15 protein-coding genes and 1 pseudogene are annotated in these 21,064 nt (G+C 70.9%); 7 read left to right on the top strand and 9 right to left on the bottom strand.

Annotated elements, in window-relative coordinates:
* Positions 1 to 46 precede the first annotated feature (46 nt).
* Positions 47 to 904, bottom strand: a complete 858-nt coding sequence (locus tag ADK67_RS40745; protein WP_157621449.1) for a hypothetical protein — start codon at positions 902 to 904, stop codon at positions 47 to 49.
* A 282-nt stretch (positions 905 to 1,186) separates the two neighbouring features.
* Here ADK67_RS40745 and ADK67_RS40740 point away from each other — a divergent pair, with 282 nt between their 5' ends.
* Together ADK67_RS40740 and ADK67_RS40735 are read left to right on the top strand one after the other, a co-directional pair.
* The gene (locus tag ADK67_RS40740; protein ID WP_053721936.1) at positions 1,187 to 1,840 is read left to right on the top strand and encodes a hypothetical protein; all 654 of its coding nucleotides are present in this window, start codon (positions 1,187 to 1,189) and stop codon (positions 1,838 to 1,840) included.
* Positions 1,841 to 1,956: 116 nt separating this feature from the next.
* Positions 1,957 to 2,397, top strand: coding sequence for a DUF7660 family protein (locus ADK67_RS40735; protein ID WP_157621447.1), 441 nt, complete (start codon positions 1,957 to 1,959; stop codon positions 2,395 to 2,397).
* A gap of 62 nt (positions 2,398 to 2,459) precedes the next feature.
* Here the strand turns inward: ADK67_RS40735 and ADK67_RS40730 are convergent, their stop codons facing one another.
* Positions 2,460 to 3,620 carry an ROK family transcriptional regulator gene (locus ADK67_RS40730; RefSeq protein ID WP_053721934.1) on the bottom strand — a complete coding sequence of 387 codons (1,161 nt, stop codon included), beginning with the start codon at positions 3,618 to 3,620 and terminating at the stop codon, positions 2,460 to 2,462.
* A 258-nt stretch (positions 3,621 to 3,878) separates the two neighbouring features.
* Here ADK67_RS40730 and ADK67_RS51725 point away from each other — a divergent pair, with 258 nt between their 5' ends.
* The 4 genes from ADK67_RS51725 to ADK67_RS40715 all read left to right on the top strand — a co-directional run bounded on the left by ADK67_RS51725 (position 3,879) and on the right by ADK67_RS40715 (position 7,472).
* Positions 3,879 to 4,016 (top strand): hypothetical protein, encoded by a 138-nt coding sequence (locus ADK67_RS51725; RefSeq protein WP_157621445.1) that lies wholly within the window; start codon positions 3,879 to 3,881, stop codon positions 4,014 to 4,016.
* A 220-nt stretch (positions 4,017 to 4,236) separates the two neighbouring features.
* Complete coding sequence (locus ADK67_RS40725; RefSeq protein WP_082404566.1) at positions 4,237 to 5,511, top strand: ABC transporter substrate-binding protein; 1,275 nt, start codon at positions 4,237 to 4,239, stop codon at positions 5,509 to 5,511.
* Between the two features lie 66 nt (positions 5,512 to 5,577).
* Entirely contained in the window at positions 5,578 to 6,582 is a 1,005-nt protein-coding gene (locus ADK67_RS40720) for a carbohydrate ABC transporter permease (RefSeq protein WP_053721932.1), read from the top strand.
* Entirely contained in the window at positions 6,579 to 7,472 is an 894-nt protein-coding gene (locus tag ADK67_RS40715) for a carbohydrate ABC transporter permease (protein ID WP_053721931.1), read from the top strand. The genes ADK67_RS40720 and ADK67_RS40715 overlap by 4 nt, the downstream gene beginning before the upstream one ends.
* A 21-nt stretch (positions 7,473 to 7,493) precedes the next feature.
* On the opposite strand, the gene ADK67_RS40710 is transcribed toward ADK67_RS40715, so the two are convergent.
* From ADK67_RS40710 to ADK67_RS40695, 4 genes and pseudogenes are all read right to left on the bottom strand, one after another.
* Positions 7,494 to 9,491, bottom strand: a complete 1,998-nt coding sequence (locus ADK67_RS40710) for a beta-galactosidase (RefSeq protein WP_053721930.1) — start codon at positions 9,489 to 9,491, stop codon at positions 7,494 to 7,496.
* A 16-nt stretch (positions 9,492 to 9,507) separates the two neighbouring features.
* Positions 9,508 to 11,805 (bottom strand): glycoside hydrolase family 3 N-terminal domain-containing protein, encoded by a 2,298-nt coding sequence (locus tag ADK67_RS40705; RefSeq protein WP_053721929.1) that lies wholly within the window; start codon positions 11,803 to 11,805, stop codon positions 9,508 to 9,510.
* Between the two features lie 98 nt (positions 11,806 to 11,903).
* Positions 11,904 to 13,622: a glycosyl hydrolase gene (locus ADK67_RS40700; RefSeq protein ID WP_197289859.1), complete on the bottom strand. Its 1,719-nt coding sequence runs from the start codon at positions 13,620 to 13,622 to the stop codon at positions 11,904 to 11,906.
* A 170-nt stretch (positions 13,623 to 13,792) separates the two neighbouring features.
* Positions 13,793 to 16,523, bottom strand: a pseudogene (locus tag ADK67_RS40695) (glycoside hydrolase family 9 protein).
* On the opposite strand from ADK67_RS40695, the gene ADK67_RS54280 reads away from it, so the two are divergent.
* Positions 16,414 to 16,674 (top strand): hypothetical protein, encoded by a 261-nt coding sequence (locus ADK67_RS54280; RefSeq protein ID WP_231648605.1) that lies wholly within the window; start codon positions 16,414 to 16,416, stop codon positions 16,672 to 16,674. The pseudogene ADK67_RS40695 and the gene ADK67_RS54280 sit on opposite strands and share 110 nt — an antisense overlap.
* A 208-nt stretch (positions 16,675 to 16,882) precedes the next feature.
* Here ADK67_RS54280 and ADK67_RS54275 read toward each other — a convergent pair whose 3' ends face one another.
* The 3 genes from ADK67_RS54275 to ADK67_RS40685 all read right to left on the bottom strand — a co-directional run bounded on the left by ADK67_RS54275 (position 16,883) and on the right by ADK67_RS40685 (position 20,890).
* The gene (locus ADK67_RS54275) at positions 16,883 to 17,452 is read right to left on the bottom strand and encodes a hypothetical protein (protein WP_331459387.1); all 570 of its coding nucleotides are present in this window, start codon (positions 17,450 to 17,452) and stop codon (positions 16,883 to 16,885) included.
* 14 nt (positions 17,453 to 17,466) lie between these two features.
* Positions 17,467 to 18,609 (bottom strand): glycoside hydrolase family 35 protein, encoded by a 1,143-nt coding sequence (locus ADK67_RS40690; RefSeq protein ID WP_231648601.1) that lies wholly within the window; start codon positions 18,607 to 18,609, stop codon positions 17,467 to 17,469.
* 91 nt (positions 18,610 to 18,700) lie between these two features.
* Complete coding sequence (locus tag ADK67_RS40685) at positions 18,701 to 20,890, bottom strand: alpha-galactosidase (RefSeq protein WP_197289858.1); 2,190 nt, start codon at positions 20,888 to 20,890, stop codon at positions 18,701 to 18,703.
* Positions 20,891 to 21,064 lie beyond the last annotated feature (174 nt).

The following is a 21,064-nucleotide window of genomic DNA, read 5'->3' as shown; positions in this document are numbered from 1 at the left end:
CAGATGTCCCCGATCGACTACGAGAACAGCCTGCTACCAACACCGGTTACGCTGACCTCAGCCGCATAACCCCGTGTCCAACATCCAGGGTCAAGTCCCCCGGGTCGATCACCACCGGATACGTCGTGTCGGGATCGGCCAGGAACTCCTGGTCCGGCAACACCGTCACCGTGTCCGCACCGACCTCCACCCCCATCTGCGCCCTGCGGTCCCCGTCCGCCGGCCCTTCGGTGTGGTTCTCCCCGTCACCACCGGAGGAGTCCCACATCGACGAGGCATCACCGGAGAACACCGGTGTCCCGGACTCGTTCCTGACCATCAGGTCACCGCCCGGCCCCGGACCGTCGTACACCCGCACGTTCTCGGCGTGCGTGCGGAACGCGATCCGCTCCAACTCCGCGCTCGCCCCGGCCTGCGCCGTCTTCACCACCAGGACCTCGGTGAACCCGTTGATCGTCACGTCGACCTTCAGGTCCACCCCCGGCAGCACCTCCGGGTACGTCAACGAAGTCCCGTCCACCACAGCAGGCGGCAGGTCACGCCCCCAGCCGAGCCCGACCTCGTTCTCCCCGCGCACCACCCGGGCGACCGCGTCATCGGCCGACCCCGGGCCACCGGGCGAGAACACCACGTCGAGAGGGGCCGCCTTCGGCCCGAACGAACCATCCGGGCGACGCTCCAACGACAGGTCCACCGGCACCCAGTCGTCACCACGCCGCACCCGCACCGGCTGAGCGTGCTGCCTGAACGTGAACGAGCCGTCCGGGTTCGCCGTCAACTCGTCGGTCTCCGTGGTCGCCGACTCCACCAGCACCGGCTCACCACGCGCCTCGGCGTACCGCGACGCCGTCGCCTCATCCGGAGCCGAACCAGGAACCTCCGCCACCGCCGGCGGTGCGGTCAACACACCCCCGAAGACCGCCACAGCAACCCCAGCACCGAAAACGCGCAGGCCGAACCCACGCGCACGAACGCGCGACGACACGAAGAGCCCCCCGAACCGCATGCCACGCGGCGTTGTGCTGAGTCCCCCGACCCGAGGAGGAATCATGACCGTTCAACCACCCCGGCACAGCGGCCGAACGGCCCAATGATCACCGGGCAGCCACGTGATCAGTGCCTCACCCGAATGGTGCCGTCTACCAGCGACGATCGTGACTGCCCGTGCCTGTTATCGTCCCCGCCCATGCGAATTGGGGGGATCATCCTCGCGACCGTCCTGCTGGCCGGGTGCTCGACCGCACCGGTAGCCGCACCACCGTCGAGCACCACACCGGCCACCACCACGACCACCAGCAGCACGCCGGCGGCGCCCGACCCCGCCCTCATCGAGGCGCGGCTCGTGAAGGTCCAGTTGCCCGACGACGTGCTCGTCCCGCTCGGCTTCACGCGGGAGGACTCGTCCGAGCAGAAGAACTACTCGGTCGTGCTGTGCCCGACCGAGTTGCCCACCGACGGCGCCATGTCCATGACGCGGCTGTCCACCTCGTGGTTCAACAAGCCCGCGTTCTCCTACGTCGAACAGTTCCGCGTGTCCTACCGCCGGGTCGCCGCCGCCGCGGAGACGGTGCAGCACGCCCGCAAAGCGTTGGAATGCCAACCGTTCATGTTCGGCGACGAAGGCCCGTACACCCCTGAACGCGAACTCGACCTACCGCCGCTCGGCGTCGACGCCCAGTTCGGGGTCTGCTACACCTACGAGCTCATGCGGATCTGCCAGCTCGTCATGAGCAAGGCCGACATCCTCGCCAGGATGACGTTCTACGGCCCCAAAGACGCCGACGCCGCACGCATCCTGGCCAAGGCCGGGCAAGCCACCGCGCCACTGATGACAAGCTGACGCACGCCGCGCATCGAGTCGGTCGCGTCGACCGACGCGCGGCGTCGCATGCGTGTGGGCTGGCAGTCGGCGGTATTCGGGCTGACTGGCAGGTCGTGGGCTGCGATGATCCGTTGGTGTCTGACGAGAGCAGCAGCTTCCCGACGTGTCGGCGGTGTGGTCGGTCGGTGCGGGTGGGGCGGGAGTACTACGAGGTGCTCGAGGGGATGCACTACGTGTGCTTCCACTACGAGTTCGAGCACGGGATGGGTGGTGAGAACGCGGATCCTGACGAGGACTGCGGGGTGGCCGGTTGTCCGTCGGCGCCGGCGGTGCGGCACAAGGATCGGTTGGTGGCGGTGGTGCGGGCGTTGGTGGCGGACTGGTCCGACGGGCCGCCTGCGAACTGGGACAACCACTCGCTGCCGGACTACCTCGGGTCGTTGTCGGCGTGGCTGGAGGACAGTGAGAGGTACTACGCCGACCGAGGAGTTTCGGTTCCGTGGAACGGTTGGGAGGTCGTTCAGCACGCGATGCGGGCGGCGACGGTCCACGATGGCGAGCCGGATCGTTTGTAACCGTGCGGCGCTGATTGGCGGGTTGGGTTGCGGGGTTCGGCCGGTGGAAAGTCCGCGGTCGGTCAGAACTGGAGGCAGTCCCTGATGGCGAGGACGGCTGCGGCCCGGGCCCACTCGGTGAACTCGAACGGTTGGATGTCGAGGGCCACCGGGGTGGCGGTGGGGTGCAGGGTCGCGGCGATCGCGGAGTCCAGTTCGGAGCGGGCCAGGTCGGCTACCGGGATGCCTTCGCCGGTGATCACGATCTTTTCCGGGTCGAAGGTGTTGGCGAGGGTCGCGACGAGGACGCCGAGGGCGTAGGCGGCGTCGCGGAAGGCGCGCACGGCCGCTGGGTCGCCGCTTCGCGCCAAGGCGACGACGGTCTCGTAGTCGAGGTTCGGGGTGCGCATGGCTCCGACGATGGCGGCGTTGGGCAGGAACGCGGTGACGCAGCCGCGGTGGCCGTACTCGCAGAGGGGGCCGTTGCGGTCGATCGGCAGGTGGTCGAGGCGGCCGGCCTTGCCGTGGCCCCCGGTGACGACCTTGTCGTCCACCACCAGGCCGAAGCCGATGCCGACGCCGACGGTGATCAGCGCCATCGAGTCGAACCCGGCGCCCACACCGAACCAGTGCTCGGCCGCGGTCAGGCAGCGCACGTCGTTCTCGGTCGCGACCGGCACGCCGAGCCGCTGTTCGGCCAGCTCGGCCAAGGGGATCTGGCGCCAGCCGAGGAACGGCGACTCCGTGACGACCTGGCGACCGGTCGAGGTGACCACGTCGCCGGCGAGGGCGATCCCCGCCGCCGCGATGTCGGGACGGCCCTCCACGAGGCGTTCGCGAACGCGGCCGATCTGGGCGATGGCGCCCTCGACGTCTTCCGAGTCCAAGGCCTCGTCGTGGGAGACGAGCACGCGGGCCTCCAGGTCGGTGACGGCGGCGAAGAGGCGGTCCGACGTGAGGTTGACGCCGAGGAAACTGCGTCCCGGCGGGCGGATGTGGAGCAGTTCCCCGGGCCGGCCGGCCGTACCGCTGAGCTCCGCGGCCCCTCCGGACACCAGGCCGTGCTCCACGAGTTCGCGGGTCACGCGGGTGAGGCTCGTGCGCGAGATGCCGAGCCGGCGGGCGATCTCGGCCCGGGGCATCGGACCGTGGACCAGCAGCTCGCGCAGGGCGCCCCGCTCCCCGCTGTTCAAGGCGGGCCACGAGGTCGGGTTCGAGGCCGGCGCCGTCGGGAGGCTCGCCATGCCGTGCTTCCTCCATATGTCACAGGTCGGTACCGGTAGCGCGTGGTGCGGTCGGTGAAGTGCCAGGTCGCCAGGGCGTGTGTGCCGACCGGCGATATTAGTTAGTCACGCAGGTTGGCAAACTGGCCGCGGGTACGTAACCTACACGACGTCAAGTTCGGGTCACCGTCGACACCGCTTGGTCTCGCCGACGACCACGATCGCGGGCGCCCCACGTCGTGGCGGCCCGTCGTGGCGGCGGACGTGAAAGGAAGCACCATGGCAGCCGAGCTGTTCCCCGCCACGGGGAAGCCGTCCTATGAGGACTACCTGCCTGCCTCGCCGCAGAACTCGAAGGCCGCGCTCCGCGGATGTGCCGCGTCGACGGGTGCGCCGACGTCACGACCGACGAGCTGACCGATCGCGCCCCGGAGACGGCCTGAGAGGCGGACTTCCGGAGTCGGTCGCGCACCACTGGAACGCCGGGTTCGCCGAGCCGACCCGGTTTCCCGCACGGCTGCCTGACACCTGAGCACGGCTCCTTCACGACGGAGGGAGCCGAATCCACCATGCCCGGCGCGAGCGATCCCGTCCGGCGTCGATCCTCTCACCACGAAAGAACCCGATGAGAACAATGATGCTCAACCGCACGGCGGCCGCCGTCGCCGCCGCTCTCGTCCTCGCGAGCTGCTCGACCGACGGGTCCAAGTCGCCGGCGGACGGCAAGATCGTCCTGGAGGTCGCCACGTTCGGCGACTGGGGGTACGCGCCCTACATCGAGCAGTGGGAGGCTGAGCACCCCAACGTCACCGTCGAGTACGAGACCTCCGGAGGCGGCGACGACCAGCGGGAGAAGCTGCTCAACTTCGTCGGCCAGGACTCCGGTCTGGCCTGCGTCGAAGCGCTGGAAGTCGACTGGCTCGGGGAGTTCAAGCAGTTCTCCGACCGCTTCGTCGACCTGTCCGACCCCGGGCTGAAGGACCGGTGGTTCGACTGGAAGTCCGACATGGCGACCACAAAGGACGGCAAGCTCATCGGCTACGGCACCGACATCGGCCCGCAGGCCGTCGCGTACCGCGCCGACCTGTTCAAGGCGGCCGGTCTGCCGTCCGACCGCGAGACGGTCGCCCAGTACCTCGGCGGCGACAACGCGACCTGGCAACGGTTCTACGAAGTCGGCGCGGAGTTCACGGCGAAGTCCGACGCGGCCTGGTTCGAGTCGGTGCAGGGCGCCTACACCGCCATGGTCAACCAGGTCGAGCACGCCTACGAGAACGCGGACGGCACGCGCAAGGACCTCGCCGGCTCCGAGGTCGAGCGGATCTTCCGGACCGTGCTCCAGCACGGCGCCGAGCAGCAGCAGTCCGCGGGTCTGACGCAGTGGTCCTCGGACTGGAACGCCTCCTTCAAGCGCAACGACACCTTCGCCGTCGTGCTGGCGCCGTCGTGGATGGCGGGCACGATCAAGAGCAACTCGGGTGAGGGCTTCGTCGGCTGGGACATCGCGAACGTCTTCCCCGGCGGCGGCGGCAACTGGGGCGGTTCCTACCTCTCCGTCCCGGTCCAGTGCGAGCACCCCGAGGAGGCCAAGGACCTGGCCGCCTACCTCACCTCCGCCGAGGTGACGCTGGACCAGGCCGTGAAGAGCGGCGGCGGCACTCCGAGCCAGGTCGAGGCGATGAACTCCCCGAAGCTCCTGCCGCTCACCAACCCGTTCTTCGACAACGCGCCGACCGGCCAAATCTGGGCCGATCGTGCCGCGGCGGTGAAGGTCGTCCCGTTCAAGGGCCCGAACTACAAGAAGGTCCACGACGTCGTCGTCGCCGGTCTCAACCGGGTCGACGTGGACAAGTCGCAGAGCATCGACCAGTCCTGGGCGCAGGTCCTCTCCGAGCTCAAGTCGCTCAACTGACGGGACAGGCGGGCCGGGTCGGCACGGCCCGGCCCCGCCGGAGACGACACGGAAACGGAACCTCTGATGACAACCACGCACGACCCGGCGACAGGGACCGGAGCCGCCGCGCCCGCACCGGAACGCCGGCACCCGCGCGGCGGCCCCAGGCGGCGGGTCACGACCGCCGGACTCGACCTGCGGGTATCGCCGTACCTCTACATCGCGCCGTTCTTCATCCTGTTCTTGCTGTTCGGGCTCGCGCCGATGCTCTACACCGGCTGGGTCGCCCTGCACGAGTGGCACACCATCGGCGGGCAGGGCGACTTCGTCGGCCTGGCCAACTTCACCGCGGTCCTCGGCCAGGGCATGTTCTGGAAATCGGTGTTCAACACCCTGTCGATCTTCGTGTTCACCGCGGTGCCGCAGCTGATCGCGGCGATGTTCATCGCGGCGGTGCTGGACGCGAACCTGCGGGCCGGGACGTTCTGGCGGATGGCCGTCCTGCTGCCCTACGTGGCCGCCCCGGTCGCGGTGGCGATCATCTTCTCCAACCTGTTCGGCAACCAGTTCGGGCTCGTCAACAACCTCCTCGCCACCGTCGGCCTGCCGGAGGTCCAGTGGACCGGCTCCTCGACGGCCAGCCACATCGCGATCTCCACCATGGTCTCGTTCCGCTGGACCGGCTACAACGCGCTCATCCTGCTCGCCGGCATGCAGGCGATCCCCCGTGACCTGTACGAGGCGGCGAGCATCGACGGCGCGACCCGGGTGCGCCGCTTCTTCTCGGTGACCATCCCGATGCTGCGCCCGACGCTCATCTTCGTGATCATCACCACCACCATCGGGAACCTGCAGATCTTCGACGAAGCCCGCATGTTCGGCGGCGCCGGCGGCAACGGACCCGTTGGCGGCGCCGACGGCCAGTGGAAGACGATCACGCTGTACCTGTGGGAAGTCGGCTGGCGCCAGGCCAACCTCGGCCGCTCCGCCGCGATCGCCTGGCTGCTCCTCCTCCTGATCGTCCTCATCGGACTGGTCAACTTCCTGATCGCCCGGAAGATCGCATCGGAGAACGGAGTCAAGCGATGACCACGACCCTCGGAACCGGAGCCCGACGGGTCACGTCGCGCCCGGGAAAGCGCCGCGAGACCTTCGGTGAGGCCCGGCGGCCCGGCTGGGCCACCTATGTGACGCTCATGATCGTCGCGGCGGTCGGCGCGTTCCCGTTCTACTGGACCATCGTGGTCGGCAGCTGGACCAACGACGTGATCTACTCCGACGACGTCACGCTCACCGTGGGCCCCAACCTGATCGACTCGGTCCGACGGGTCCTCACCGCCGACATCAACCTCGTCGCCGCGGCCCTGAACTCGCTGTTCGTGTCGACCACGACCGCGCTCGCGGTCGTGCTGTTCTCCACGCTGGCGGGGTTCTCCTTCGCGAAGCTCCGGTTCCGCGGTTCCAACGCCCTGCTGGTCGCGGTCGTCGCCACCATGGCCGTGCCCGCCCAGATCGGCGTCGTCCCGCTCTTCCTGCTCATGAACCACCTCAACCTGCGCGGCAGCCTGCTGGCGGTCGTCCTGCCCGGCCTCGTCACCGCGTTCGGCGTGTTCTGGATGACCCAGTTCCTGCGCGGGGCGCTGCCCGACGAGCTCATCGACGCCGCGCGCATCGACGGCGCCTCGCTGATCAAGACGTTCTGGCACGTCGCGCTGCCGGCCGCCCGCCCGGCCGCGGCGATGCTGTTCCTGTTCACGTTCGTGGGCAGCTGGACCAACTTCTTCTGGCCCTACATCATCCTCGACAGCAAGAGCGCCACCCTGCCGGTGGCGCTCCAAGGACTCCAGTCGCAGTACTACACCGACTACCCGCTCATCCTCACCGGAGCCCTGCTCTCCACCGTCCCCCTGTTCATCCTCTTCGTCTTCGTGGGCAGGCAACTGGTCGCGGGCATCATGGCCGGCGCCATCAAAGGCTGACCGCGATCGGCCCCGGTCGGTTCACGGCTCTTCCCTGACAACGACCACGTGGCCGGGAGGCACGACCAGCCGCCCGGCCACCCGCTCACCGGACAGCAGCTCGACACCGACCGCGGGCAGCTCGGCGTCGCTCTCCCCGTGGTTGATCGCGACCAGCCACGACGCGGCGGACCCGGCCACCTCACCGCGTCGGCGCACGACCTCGACGGTCGCGGACCCCGTGCCGGTCACGCCCGCGTCGGCGAGGACGGTCGCGGTCAGCCGGTCCAGCCCGTCGCCGGTCAGGCCGCACGCCACGTACCAGGCGACGCCGGTGCCGCCGTCGTTGCGGGTGACGGCCGGGACGCCGGGCAGCGGGCCGTCGACGTAGGAGGCGAGCACCTGCGCGGTCGTGGCGTGCAGGTGCTCGGTCCACACGGCGGCCGTCGAGCCGTCGTCCAGGGAGACCTGCTCGGCCTCCCGCAGCGGGTGGAACTCCTCGGTGCGCACGCCGAGCAGGTCCCGGAACGCGCCGGGGTAGCCGCCGAGGTGCACGTGGCCGCGGCTGTCGGAGATCCCGGACAGGAACGTGACCAGCAGCCGGCCGCCCGCCTCGACGTACCGCTCGTACGGCGACGCGTCGTCCACCAGGTAGAGCGCCGGCAGCACCACGAGCCGGTAGCCGGACAGGTCCGCGCCCGGCGGCACGAAATCCACCGTCACCCCGGCCCGCCACAACGCGCGGTAGTGCGCGAGGACGTGCCGGGGGTGGTCGAAGTCCTTGGTGGGGTGCGAGGGCTGGCTCACCGCCCACACCGACTGCCAGTCGTGGACGATCGCGACGGACGCCCGCACGGTCGAGCCGACCAGCTCGGCGATCCGCTGGTACTCGGCCCCGACCTGCTCGACCTCGCGGTACACCTTCGTGTCCGGACCGGCGTGCGGCACCATCGCCGAGTGGTAGCGCTCCGCGCCCGCCCGCGACTGCCGCCACTGGAAGAACAACGTGCCGTCCGCGCCGTGCGCCACGTGGGCGTAGGAGTTGCGCCGCAGCTCGCCGGGCAGCTTCGCGATGTTGCGGTGCTGCCAGGCCACCGCCGACGTGGAGTGCTCCATCAGCAGCCACGGCCGCCCGCCGGCCAGACCCCGCACCAGGTCGGCGGAGAACGCCAGGCCGACGTGCCGCTCCGGGTCCTCGCCGTGGGTGTAGTGGTCGTTGGAGACGAAGTCGACCTCGGCCGCCCACTTCCAGTAGTCCAGCGCCTGGAAACCCGACGTGGCCATGAAGTTCGTGGTCACCGGCACGCCGGGGGTGACCTCCCGCAGCACGTCCCGCTCCGCCTTGAACAGCTCCAGCAGCGCGTCGGAGGAGAACCGGTCGAAGTCGAGCTCGAGGCCGGGGTTGACCTGCGAGGGGGACATGCGCGGTGGCAGGACCTGCTCCCACGAGGTGTAGCGCTGGCTCCAGAACGTCGTGGCCCACGCCTCGTTCAGCACGTCCAGGGTGCCGTGGCGGACCTTCAGCCAGTCCCGGAACGCCACCGCGCTCCGGTCGCAGTAGCAGCGCTGGACGTGGCAGCCGTACTCGTTGTGGACGTGCCAGGCGGCCAGCGCCGGGTGGTCGCGGTACCGCTCGGCCAACGCGCGCACCAGCGCGACGGCCTTGGCCCGGTAGACCGGCGAGCTCGGGCAGTACGACTGGCGCGACCCCGGCGAGAGGCGGATGCCGTCGACGGTCTCCGGCAGCACTTCGGGGTGCGCCGCGGTCAGCCACGGCGGCAGCGCGGCGGTCGGGGTGGCCAGGTCGACCCGGATGCCGCCGTCGTGCAGCAGGTCGAGCACGCGGTCCAGCCGGCCGAACTCGTAGCGGCCGTCCTCGACTTCCAGCAGCGCCCACGAGAAGATGCCGACGCTGACCAGGTTCACCCCGGCCCGGCGCATCAGCTCGACGTCCTCCGCCCAGACGTCCTCCGGCCACTGCTCGGGGTTGTAGTCGGCGCCCCACGCCAGGCCGCGCACACCGGTTGGCCAGGTTGTCATGGCTCAGCTCCATCTCTCAGTGATCGAGGTCGTTGACGACGTAGTGGGTGGTCAACCGGCGATCGTGGCCGGGATGGGCCGGTTCGCCGGTCAACCAGATCTCGGTGCTCAGCGACAGCTCCCCCGCGGACGGGCCGGTGGACAGGGTGATCCGGCCGGGTTCGACGACGCGGCGGCCGTCGACGCCGGTGAAGGAGAAGGCGGCGGCGGGCACGGTGAAGGCCACCAGCCGGGTCCGGCCGGGTTCGAGCGCGACCCGGGCGAACCCGACGAGCCGGACCGGCGGTCGCGCCACCGTGGCCACCGGGTCGGACGCGTAGAGCTGCACGACCTCGTCCACGGGCCGGTGACCGGTGTTGCGCACGACGACCTCGACGTCGATCGACCCTGTCGTGGGCGTCTCGTCGTCGGCGGTGGCCAGGGTCTCGTACCGCACGGTCGTGTAGGACAGGCCGTGCCCGAAGGGGTACAGCGGCGCCGGGAGGGCGTCTGGCCGGAGGTAGGTCGAGGAGGCCGAGGGCAGCCGGGGCACCTGCACGGGCAGCCGACCGGAGGGGTTGAGCCGGCCGCTCAGCACGCCCACGACAGCGGAGGCGCCCTCGACACCGGGGAAGAACGCCTGCACCACCGCGGCGGCGCGGTCCACGTGGTCGCCCAGGGCGTAGGGCCGACCGGAGACCACGACCAGCACGGTCGGCGTGCCGGTGGCCAGCACGGCGTCGACCAGGCGGCCCTGCGACCCCGGCAGGCGCAGGTCGGGGGCGTCGCAGCCCTCGCCGGACGTGCCGCTGCCGAACAGGCCGGCGCGGTCGCCGACGAACAGCAGGGCGACGTCGGCCAGCGTGGCGATGCGGACGGCGTCGGCGATGCCGGAGCTGTCGCCACCGGAGACCTCGACACCCCGCGCGTAGTGGATCGTCGACTGCGGGAACTCGGCCCGGACCTGCTGCCTGATCGTGGCGATGGGCAGACCCGCGCCGCGTCCGGGGTGGCGGCGCGGCAGGTGGTGGGGAAAGGAGTGGCAACCCAGCAGCGTGAGCGGGTCGTCCGCGCAGGGGCCCAGCACGGCGATCCGGCTCAGGCGGGGCAGGTTCAGCGGCAGCGCGGCGCGGTCGTTGGCCAGCAGCACGACCGAGCGCTCGGCGACCGTGCGGGCCAGCCACCGGTTGTCGGCGCTGTCGAGGTCCACCTCGTCCACGGCGGCCGGCACGGGCGGCGCGCCGTCGAGCAGCCCCAGCTCGACCTTCTGCCGCAGCACCCGGCGTGCGGCCTCGTCCACGAGGGATTCGTCCACGGTGCCGGCCCGCACGTGCTCGACCAGGAGCCCGCCGTAGCAGCAGGCGTCGGGCAGTTCCACGTCGATGCCCGCCCGCAGCGCGACCGCCCCGGCGTGGTCCTCGTCGGCGATGACCCGGTGCATGAAGGCCAGGAACGGGATGCCGCGGTGATCGGCGACCACCGTGCCGGTGAACCCCCACTGCCCGCGCAGCACGTCGCGCAGCAGCCGGCCGTTCGCGGCGACGGACGCGCCGTGGACGTCGGTGTGGGAGTTCACCACCGACCGGGCGCCGCCCTCGCGCAACGCGGTCTCGAACGGTGGCACGACGACGTCGGCCAACTCGCACGGCTCGATCCCGACCGGAACGCGGTGGCGGGAGGCCGAGCAGCCGGCGAAGTGCTTGAGGGTGGCGATGACCCCGGCCCCCTCCAGCCCGCGCACGTAGGCCGCGCCGAGCTGCCCGACGAGGTACGGGTCTTCGCCCAACGTCTCCTCCACGCGACCCGAGCGGTAATCGCGCACCACGTCCAGCACCGGCGCCAGACCTTGGTGGACGCCCACCGACCGCAGGTCGCGCCCGATGGCGGCGGCCATCTCCCGCACCAGGTCCACGTCGAAGGTCGCCGCCCAGGCCAACGGCGTCGGGTAGACGGTCGCGCCGTAGGTCGCGAACCCGGTCAGGCACTCCTCGTGCACGATCGCCGGGATGCGGAACCGACTGCCCGCCACCACCCGCTCCTGGAGCGCGCGCAACCGCTCCATGCTCTGGACCACGGTGACCGGCGCGGTGCCGAACACGCGGGTGAGGTGCCCGATCCCGCCCCGCACCACGCCGTCGACGCCGTCGGTCGCGGAAGCGGTGAACACCTCGTGCACCGGCGCGGAACCGTCGGCCCGGTCGCGCCAGGCCGAGCCGAGCTGGTCGACCTTCTCCTCCAGCGTCATGACCGCCAGCAGCGCTTCCACGCGGTCGTGGACCGGCAGCCGACGGTCCCGCCAGGACCCTTCCGGGTAGGCGCCGATCAGCGATGTCATGGTTTCCTCGTGGTCTGTCTCGGCGGGCCGCGTCAGCTCCGGCGCGCGGCAGAGCCGTGGTGGGGACGGCACCCCACCACGGCTACCCGCCAGGGCGGTCAGGTGGTGGTGCAGGACAGTGCGGCCGCCGATGGTGTGCCGCTGCCGATGAAGCCGAACGAGGTGGTCTCCCCCGGTTTGATCGTGCCGTTCCACGACGCGTTCTTCGCCGTCACGGTCGAGCCGGAGGTGGTCAGGGTGGTGTTCCACGCGTTCTGGATGCCCTGGCCGGCGGTGAGGGCCCAGGTGACCTGCCAGCCGGTGACCGCCGTGGTCTGCTGGTTCTTCACGGTGACCTCGGCCTGGTAGCCGCCGGGCCACTGGTTGGTCACGCGGATGGTCGCGGCGCAGCCGCCGGTGGGCTCAGGCTCGGTGCCGGGGTCCTTGAAGTCGGGCAGCTCGTCGAGGGTGATGACGTTGGCGTGGGTGTAGACGCGCTGCACGAAGTCGCGCGGGTTGGTCACGCCGTCCTGGATGAAGCCGCCCGACCAGGTGACGAACCAGGACCAGCGGGCCTCGTAGGCGCGGATCAGGTCAGGGTCGGGGATGGAGCCGACCTCGCCCAGCGCGACCAGCTTCTTGTCGCCGCCCAACTGCACCAGCCGGTCGTACTGGCCCACGAGCGCGCTGTGGTCGCCCTGCGGCAGGTAGACGTCCGCGCTCACCACGTCGACCACGTCGTCACCGGGGTACCAGTCCGGCGAGATCGAGTTCCACACCCAGATCAGGTTGTGCAGGCCGTGGTGGTTCACCAGCCGGTCGTGCAGGATCCGCCACAACTGCTTCGCCGGACCCGCACCCTTGGCGCCCCACCAGAACCAGCCGCCCTCGGCCTCGTGCAGCGGTCGCCACAGGACGGGGACCTTGGCGTCGGCGAGGCGCTTGAGCTGCACGGCGATCGCGTCCATGTCCCGGATCAGCAGCTGGTGGTCGGTCGAGTTCGGGTCGGCCAGCGCGGCGGCGACGTCGAACGTCGTCGCGTCGGTGTAGAAACCGCGCCACCACTCCTTGCCCGGCTGGTCGATCAGACCGGACGGCGCGTTCCAGTGCCACGCCATCGTGACGATGCCGCCACGGGCGTCGTAGGCGAGGGCGTGGTCGACGTCCCGGCCGACGGTGCCGCGCTCCACCCGGCTGGGCGAGTAGTCCATCAGGTCGTAGCCACCCACCGCGGGCGCCTTGCCGATGTTCTGCTCGACCCAGTCGATGCCGGCCTGATCCTGTTGCCCCGACAGGATGTTCTTGCCGTAGTTGTCCGTCAGGTACCGCATCAGGCCCTTGGCCTCGGCGGTCGCGGCCGGGTCGGTCAGCTCACCGGTCACCTGGTGCGGCGGTCGCGATGAACTGGGCGTCACCTTGATCGCGTCGATCAGGTACCAGCCCCAGTTGTTGGTGACGGTGAGCGTGTTGTCGCCCGGCCGCAGCAACACCTTGCCCGCCGGGATCGTGGTGAACGTCGGGATCGCGGGGAACGACACGTCACCCAGACCGCTGCCGTTGAGCGACAACGACGCCGTCTTCGCGCCGTAGGGGGTGGCGTAGCGGATGGTCAGGTCGTGCAAGCCGCCTGGGCTGGCCGGGATGGTGATGGTGACGTTGTCCGTCGACTGGTCGAACCCGGCCACGTACCCCGTGCCGGAGTAACCCTCCCGGCTCGACTCGACCACGGTGCCGTTCAGCACACCGGTCTCGGCTTCGAGCCACGTGTCGGCCGCCGCGGCCGGGAGTGGTGGTGCGAGAGCCGCCAGCAGTAGCGCGGCCACGAACACAGCTTTCACGTCGGTGATCCCTTCACGCCTTTGTCAGGACTGGTCTATGCGCTCACCGTTGGTGAAGCTCCGGATGCCGTGGGTTCCACGGGGCACGACCGGGAGCGGGGTCGGGGAGGAACCGGGGCCGGCGGCGAGGGAGGGCGCCGACGGCCCCGGTTCGAGGCGTTGCTACCGGTTCAGCCCTTGGCGCAGGACTGGCCGTTCACCGCGAACGCGGTGGGATCGGGGTTCTGGCCGTTGTGCGAGGCGTTGAACCCGATCGAGGTCGAACCGCCCGGGGCGAGGTTGCCGTTCCACGAGGCGTTCGTGGCGGTCACGTCCGCGCCGGTCTGCGTCCAGTCGGCCGACCAGCCGTGGGTGATCTTCTGGTCGCCGGGGAAGGCGAACTTCAGCGTCCACGAGTTCCACGCGGTGGTGCCGGTGTTGGTGATCGTGACGCTCGCCGTGAGGCCGTTGGACCAGGAGTTCGTCTGGTAGGTGATCTTGCAGCCGCCGGGCGGGGTGGTGTCCGGTTTGGTCCGCACGGCCGTGGTCTGCGACGCCGCCGACGTCAGGTCGGCGCCGTTGCGGGCGACGATGGCGAACGTGTAGGTGGTGTCGGGCTTCAGGCCGGTCAGGGTGGCGGTGGTGCCCGACGCGGTGGTGACGACGCGCTGCGCGCCACCGTCGAGGGCGACGACGTCGTAGTTCTTGACGCCGCTCTCCGCGTCCGCGGCCGCGCTCCAGGTGAGCTTCACGCCGGTGGCGGTGATGTCGGACGCGGCCGGTGCGCCGGGGGTCGACGGCGCCGTGGTGTCGACCGGCGTCGTGCCGCCCGCCTTCTCCGCGGCCCAGCCGGCGACCCAGGCGAGCGCGGAGTTCCAGTTGATCGTGACCTCGTTGACCGTGTAGGCCTGGATGTGGTCGACGTAGCACTTCTGGGGCTTGCAGTCGGGCGGCACGAGGCGCTGGGCGTGCGAGTCCAGGCTGCCGCTCTTCGGGCCGCCGGAGAGGGTGCCCGGCGCCGTGACCGGCAGGGCGGGGTCGAGCTGGTTGGCCCAGAACCGGTGATGGCCGTTCTGGAACGCCCGGTCGCCGTAGCCCGCGACGTACGAGGTGCTCATGGGGTTGCGGCCCAGCAAATAGCCCAGCGCGTTGTAGACGCCGTCGCGGTACTTGGCCTGGCCGGTGAAGTCGTGCGCCAGCGCCAGCACCGAGATGTTGTTGGCCACCAGGCCGTTGGAGCCCCAGTCGTAACCGCTGTCTCCCACGTTGTACGGGGCCGGGTAGCCGTCGCGGGCCAGCTGCGCCAGGTGCTGGTCGGCGATGGCGGTGAACGCGGACTTGATCGCCGTGATGTCCGCGGCGGGCAGGCCGTTGGGCACGAGGGCGAGCGTGATGTCGCCCAGCGGGCCGGTGGCGCCCCAGTCGTAGCCGCGCGTGTTCAGGCTCTTGCCCTTGAAGTGCGGCGAGGAGGTCAGGTCGGTGCGGTAGGACGCTTCGCCGGTGGTGGTGAACATCTCCGCCGCGGCCCAGTAGAACTCGTCGGTCAGCACGTCGTCGCCGTACCCGCCGCCACCGCTGTCGTTGCCGTTGTCGAACTTGGCCGGATTGGCCTTCGCCGCCGCGTAGGCCCTGGTGGCCGCCGCGAGCGCCTTCGCCGAGAACGCCGGGTCGATCGTCTTCCAGATGCGCGCCGCCTGCGCCGCCACGGCGGCCGTGTTCAACGTCGCCGCGGTGCTGGTCGCCGAGAGGAAGCGCTGGTTCGGGTCTTGGTCGGGTCGCGTGGGCAGGCTGGTCCACCACTCGCTGTGCATCTTGTGGTGGACCATGCCGTCGGGCGCCTGCATCTTGAGCAGGAACTCGACCTCCCAGCGCGCCTCGTCCAGGATGTCCGGGACGCCGTTGGCCTTCTCCGGGATGTTCAACCTGGTTGAGCACCTGCCACGCCGAGATGCCGCCGTTGACGACGTACTTGCCGTGGTCGCCCGCGTCGTACCAGCCGCCGCGCACGTCCAGCGTGTAGCCGCAGTTGAGGTATGCGCGGCACGGCACCGCGCTGTCGCCCTTGTTCGGTGCGACGTCGACGTGGCCGGCGGGACGCGCGTAGTCGTTGCCGACGTGCTGCGCCTCGATCTGGATGCCGCTGCGGTTGTGGTAGAAGTACGCCAGCGAGTCGTACCGCAGCTTCTTGATCTGGTCCGTCGCGATGTCGAACGGGAAGCTGGTGTCCGCGCCCACGCTGAGCGTGTAGCCGGCGCCCGGGGTGTCGAACGACGAGAAGTCGATCAGGTGCGTGGAGTCGCCGGAAGCGGCGTCCAGGCCCTTGGGCGTCGACTGGCCGGTGGCCACCGTCGTCCCGGCCGAGTCCTTCAGCACCCACGTCTGCGGCGTGGTCGCCGACGACACCAGGGTGGCCTGCTTGGACAGGCCCGGGACGTAGGCGACCTGGTTGACCTGGACCTTCTTGGGCGGCGGCGTGTAGCCCTCGCCCGGCGCCTTCAGGCCACCGGTCAGCGACACGTTGTCGAAGCAGATCCGGCTCTCGGCCGACTGGCCGCCGAGGTGGAAGTTCAGCTGCCCGCTGCCCGCGTCGGGGAAGTCCATGGTGGCGGTGAACGTGAAGGTGTGCCGCTGCTTGGTGGTGCCGAGCTGGAACTCGCGCTTGAGCATTTCCTGGTACGGCGGCACGCCTTGGCCGATGACGACCGCGATCGGGCGTGACGCGGTGGTGTGGGCGTCGAAGGTCATCGTGTAGGACTGGCCGGATTCGAACGGCACGCCGTTCTGGCCGAGCAGGGCGTCCCAGGGGTTCGACGTGCCGCCGACGACCGTCGCGCACATCTCACCGTTGACCACCGCGCGCGACACCTGGTCGTTGGACCACCACGGATCGGTGCTCCCGTCGTCGAACGTGCCGTTGAGGATCCTGTTGTACTCCGCCGCGTGGGCGGTGCCCGCGGCGAGGGCTCCGCTCGTCGCCATCGCCGCCGCGAGGGCGACGGCGGCGACGCGGCGCCACCGGGAAAGGGGACCTGAGGTCATCGAACTGTTCTCCTCCGTCTGCACTGACGGTTGATGGGGAGATCTCGAACGTCTGGGAGCGCTCCCAGACGCATGCGAGGCATCTCCCTTGACGGCTGCACGGCGTGCGGGGGTCGAGCCGATCGCTCGTGCTCACCCACGCTAAGAGCCGTGCCAGAGGTTTGTCAACCTGCGTGACAAACGCGTTGGTCAGACCGGGAAAACTCGCCGCGGTCGGCCGCCCGGACGTCCCGGCCAGGGCGCTACTCGGTGGGCCCGAGCAGCGGGCCCGGCGCGAACCGGGCCGTCACGGAGGTCAGCACGTCGGTTTCGAAGATCACCAGCTCGTTGACGCCCGCGCGCGTGATCGGCCCCGGCGCGTACAGGGTTCGCTGGGGACCGCGCGAGGAGTAGCGGCCGAGGCACAAGCCGTTGACCCACACCACGCCCCGACCCCAGCCGTCGGTGTCGAGGTGGAGGTCGGCCGGTTCGTCGAGGGTGAACTCCGCGCGGACGAGCACCGGGCCGCCGACCGCGCCGTCGAGCGGCGTGACGCCGTCGTGCCACGGCGAAGGAGGCGCGTTCAGGTCGAGCGGCAGGACGTCCCAGCCGACGAGGGGGTCGCCGTCGAGGGTCACGCCGCCGATGACGCCCTTGGGTTCACCGATGCGCGGACCGTAGTTGACCCGTCCCTCGTCCTCCACCAGCACCACGAGTTCGCCCACGGCCCGGCGCAGCCCGATCGCCCGCTGGTGGTGCTCGCGCAGCAGGGTGCCGACCGGCTGACCGTTCAGGAACACCGACGCGCGGTCGCGGACCTCGCCGAAGCACAGGACCGCCGGCCCGGTCAGGTTGATCCACGTGCGCAGCAGCGCGAAGCGCGGGAGGGGGGTGAGGGCGTCGAAGGCTGGTGGCGACGTGTGGCGCTGCCAGTCGCCCCACCGTTCCGGAGCGTCGAGCAGGTGGACCGCGGCGTCGGTCTCGCGGCGGGCGGTGGTTCGTCGGGCACGTCGTGGTAGCGGGCGATGACCTCGCGGAAGGCGTGGTACTTGGCGGTGGGGTTGCCCGCTTCGTCCAGCGGGGCGTCGTAGTCGTAGGAGGTGACGGTGGGCTGGTAGACGCCCTTGTCGTTGGCGCCGTTGGTGAAGCCGAAGTTGGTGCCGCCGTGGAACATGTAGAGGTTCACCGAGGCGCCCGCCGCCAGCACGGCGTCGAGTTCGGCCGCCGCGTCGGCCGGGGACGTGACGTGGTGGCGCGAACCCCAGTTGTCGAACCACCCGTTCCAGAACTCGGCGCACATCAACGGCCCGGTGGGCTGGTGGCGGCGCAGCACCGCCAGCCGTTCGGCGCCGCGGGAGCCGAACGAGGCAGTGGCGTGCAGCCCGTCCAGGCTGCCCGCGGCGAGCATCTCGTCGGTGGGTTGGTCGACGGTGGTGAGCGGCACGGTGATCCCGGCGTCGCGGGTGTGCTCCACCAGGCTCTTGAGGTACGTCTTGTCGTGGCCGTAGGCGCCGTACTCGTTCTCGACCTGCACGAGGATCACCGGTCCGCCGTGGTGGATCTGGAGTGGTGCGACGACGTCGTAGACGTGGTCGAGGTAGTCGCGGACGGCGGCGAGGTAGCGCGGTTCGGCCCGGCGGACGCCCACGTCCGGGTCGCGGAACAGCCAGGCGGGCAGGCCGCCGTTGTCCCACTCCGCGCAGATGTACGGGCCGGGTCGGACGATGGCCTTCATGCCGGCGTCGGCGACCAGGCACAGGAACCGGCCCAGGTCGAGGCCGCCGGACAGGTCGAAGGTGCCCGGCTCGGGGGCGTGGGCGTTCCAGGCGACGTAGGTCTCGATGGTGTTCAGGCCCATCCGGCGGGCTTTGTCGATGCGGTCGGCCCAGTGGTCGGGGTGCGCGCGGAAGTAGTGCAGCGCGCCGGACAGCACGCGGAACGGTTCGCCGTCGAGCAGGAAGTCGTGCTCGCCGATGGTGAAGTCAGGCACGGTCGCCTCCGGTGGCGCGCGGCTCGAAAGTGGACCAGGACGGGGGCGCGGTGCTCGTCGGCGCGAAGACGAGGGCCCTGGACGACACCGGTCAAGCACCTCCGTCCACGGCGGTGAGTTCGAGCACGAGAGCGTTGGCCGGGGCGAGCAGTGGCGCGGCCAGTCCGGCTTCGGCCAGCACGCGCCCCGTGGCGACGACCGTGCCGGCGGAGATCCACGCCGGTGGCCGGACGTCGAGCAGCCGGGGCGCGGGCAGTTCGTCGACCACGCGCACCCGGTACCGGCGCGTCGGGTCGAGGCCGGGCAGGCGGAGCGGGGGCGGCACGGCGCGGTCGCCGGAGTCGGTGCGGGACAGGCGGTACAGCGCGTGGGCGCGGTCGGGGGCGACCGCTCCGGTGAGCAGCGCTCCCCCGTCGGTCGGGGTGGCGTGGACGAGTTCGCCGGTGTGCAGGGTGGGACGCACGCGTCGGTAGAAGTCGATCCACGCGGTCAGGGCGTCCAGCTCGTCCGGGCCGCAGGTGGTGAGGTCCCATTCGAGGCCGGGTGAGGCGAACAGGGTGGTGGCGATGCGGAAGCCGAGGTCGGCGTGGCGGCCGGAGGTGTGGGAGTGGGCCGGGCCGACGTGGCTGCCGATCAGCTCCGGCGGCAGCAGCAGTTCGGTCCAGCGTTGCAGCCGGCTGCGTTCGAGGGGGTCGTTGGAGTCCGACGCCCAGACCCGGTCGGTGCGCTCCAGGATGCCGAGGTCGACGCGCGCGCCGCCGGAGGCGCACGACTCGATCTCCAGTGCCGGGTACCGGGCGCGCAGGGTGTCCAGGAGGTCGTAGAGGGCGCGGACCTGCGCGTCGACGCCGGCGCGGCCGAGGTGGGTGGCTTCGAGCAGGTCGCGGTTCTGGTCCCACTTGAGGTAGGCGATGTCGTACTCGTCCAGCAGCGCGGACAGGTGCTTGAGCAGGTGCTCGCGGACCTCGGGCAGCGCGAGGTCGAGCACGTGCTGGTGGCGCATGGTCCGCGCCCGGTCGGCGTCCGGGGTGAGCAGCCAGTCGGGGTGCGCGCGGGCCAGGTCGGAGTCGAGGTTGACCATCTCCGGCTCGACCCACAGCCCGAACTGCAGGCCCAGCCCGCGCACGTGGTCGACCAGGGGGTGCAGGCCGTCGGGCCACACCGCCTCGTCCACCACCCAGTCGCCGAGCCCCGCGCGGTCGTCGCGCCTGCCGTGGAACCAGCCGTCGTCCAGCACGAACCTCTCCACGCCGATGTCGGCGGCGATGTCGGCCAGCCGGCGCAGGGTCGCGAGGTCGTGGTCGTAGTAGACGGCCTCCCACGTGTTCAGCACGACCGGTCGCGGTGACACCGGGTGGTGCGGCCGGTCGCGCAGCGACGCGTGCAGGCGGGCCGACAGCCCGTCGAGCCCGCGGTCCGACCAGGCGAAGACGCCGTCCGGGGTCTCGAAGGTCTCCCCCGCGGCCAGTTCGACCTCGCCGGGGCGGAGCAGCTCCCCGACGCCGATCGCGACCCGCCCCTCGGGCAGGTCGTCGACGCGGTAGCGCGCGTCGCCGCTCCAGGCCAGGTGGGCAGCCCACAGCTCGCCGTGGCGGTCGCCGAAGCCCGGGGTGCCCGCGACCAGCAACGTCGGTGAGTCGTGACCGGTGCGCCCGCGCCGGGACTCGCGCACCAGCGTCCCCTGGGTGCGGGGACGCCGCTGCGGCACCCGTTCGCGCGTCCAGCGGCCGGTGAAGTCGAGCAGCTCGGTCGCCCGGTCGTCCAAGGGCAGCACCGTGTCGGCGATGGCGACGCGCACCGGCGTCGAGCCCTCGTTGCGCACCCGTTGGCGCACGCGGAGAACGCCGTGCGCGTCCAAGCCCAGATCGATCTCCAACGCGACACCCGCGGACCAGGCGGTCACCGTGACGTCGGTGGACGTGACGGAGAACCCGTCGACGTGCCAGCGAGGACGGAACGGGCCGCCGTCCCGCTCCAGCAGCAGACCCGGGGCTCCCGCCCACCCGTCACCCTCACCGGGCGCCAGGGTGAACGGCCACGGCTCGTCCAGCGCGCTGGACGACACCCCGCGTTCCCGTACGAGCCGGAACTGGTCGAGTTCCGCCACGTCGAGCGGGCCGAGGTCCGCGCCCCAGTGCAGCACCTCCGGCAGACCCTCGACCTGCGGCGCCAGCACGAGGGCGACACCGCCCGCCGCCAGCACGACCGGATGACCGGGCCACGACGCCTCGCCGCTCGTCGGCTCTCCCCCACGACCCGGCACGACCAGCTCTTGCTCCACGGTCTCCCCTTCGACGTCCAGTCCCGCTCCGCCTCGGACGGTTCGAAGCCCGCGTCATCGAGCACGTGCCGATGACAGGTACGGCGCCAGCCGAGGTCCGGTCCGCAGCCGTAGGCGGCTTGACGGCGGCACGGTGCGCGGGTCGAGCCGATCGCCCGTGCCCGCACACGCTAA

Source organism: Saccharothrix sp. NRRL B-16348 (assembly GCF_001280085.1).
Classification (GTDB): domain Bacteria; phylum Actinomycetota; class Actinomycetes; order Mycobacteriales; family Pseudonocardiaceae; genus Actinosynnema.
The sequence above is the reverse complement of the archived record's forward strand: the minus strand, read 5'-3'. Positions and strand labels throughout refer to the sequence as shown.

What these genes read in the sequence shown, in the direction of transcription:
- ADK67_RS40740 (WP_053721936.1), top strand. Translation starts at nt 1,187, where the DNA reads ATGCGAATTGGGGGGATCATCCTCGCGACCGTCCTGCTGGCCGGGTGC.
- ADK67_RS40730 (WP_053721934.1), bottom strand. Translation starts at nt 3,620, where the DNA reads ATGGCGAGCCTCCCGACGGCGCCGGCCTCGAACCCGACCTCGTGGCCC.
- ADK67_RS51725 (WP_157621445.1), top strand. Translation starts at nt 3,879, where the DNA reads ATGGCAGCCGAGCTGTTCCCCGCCACGGGGAAGCCGTCCTATGAGGAC.
- ADK67_RS40725 (WP_082404566.1), top strand. Translation starts at nt 4,237, where the DNA reads ATGCTCAACCGCACGGCGGCCGCCGTCGCCGCCGCTCTCGTCCTCGCG.
- ADK67_RS40720 (WP_053721932.1), top strand. Translation starts at nt 5,578, where the DNA reads ATGACAACCACGCACGACCCGGCGACAGGGACCGGAGCCGCCGCGCCC.
- ADK67_RS40715 (WP_053721931.1), top strand. Translation starts at nt 6,579, where the DNA reads ATGACCACGACCCTCGGAACCGGAGCCCGACGGGTCACGTCGCGCCCG.
- ADK67_RS40710 (WP_053721930.1), bottom strand. Translation starts at nt 9,491, where the DNA reads ATGACAACCTGGCCAACCGGTGTGCGCGGCCTGGCGTGGGGCGCCGAC.
- ADK67_RS40705 (WP_053721929.1), bottom strand. Translation starts at nt 11,805, where the DNA reads ATGACATCGCTGATCGGCGCCTACCCGGAAGGGTCCTGGCGGGACCGT.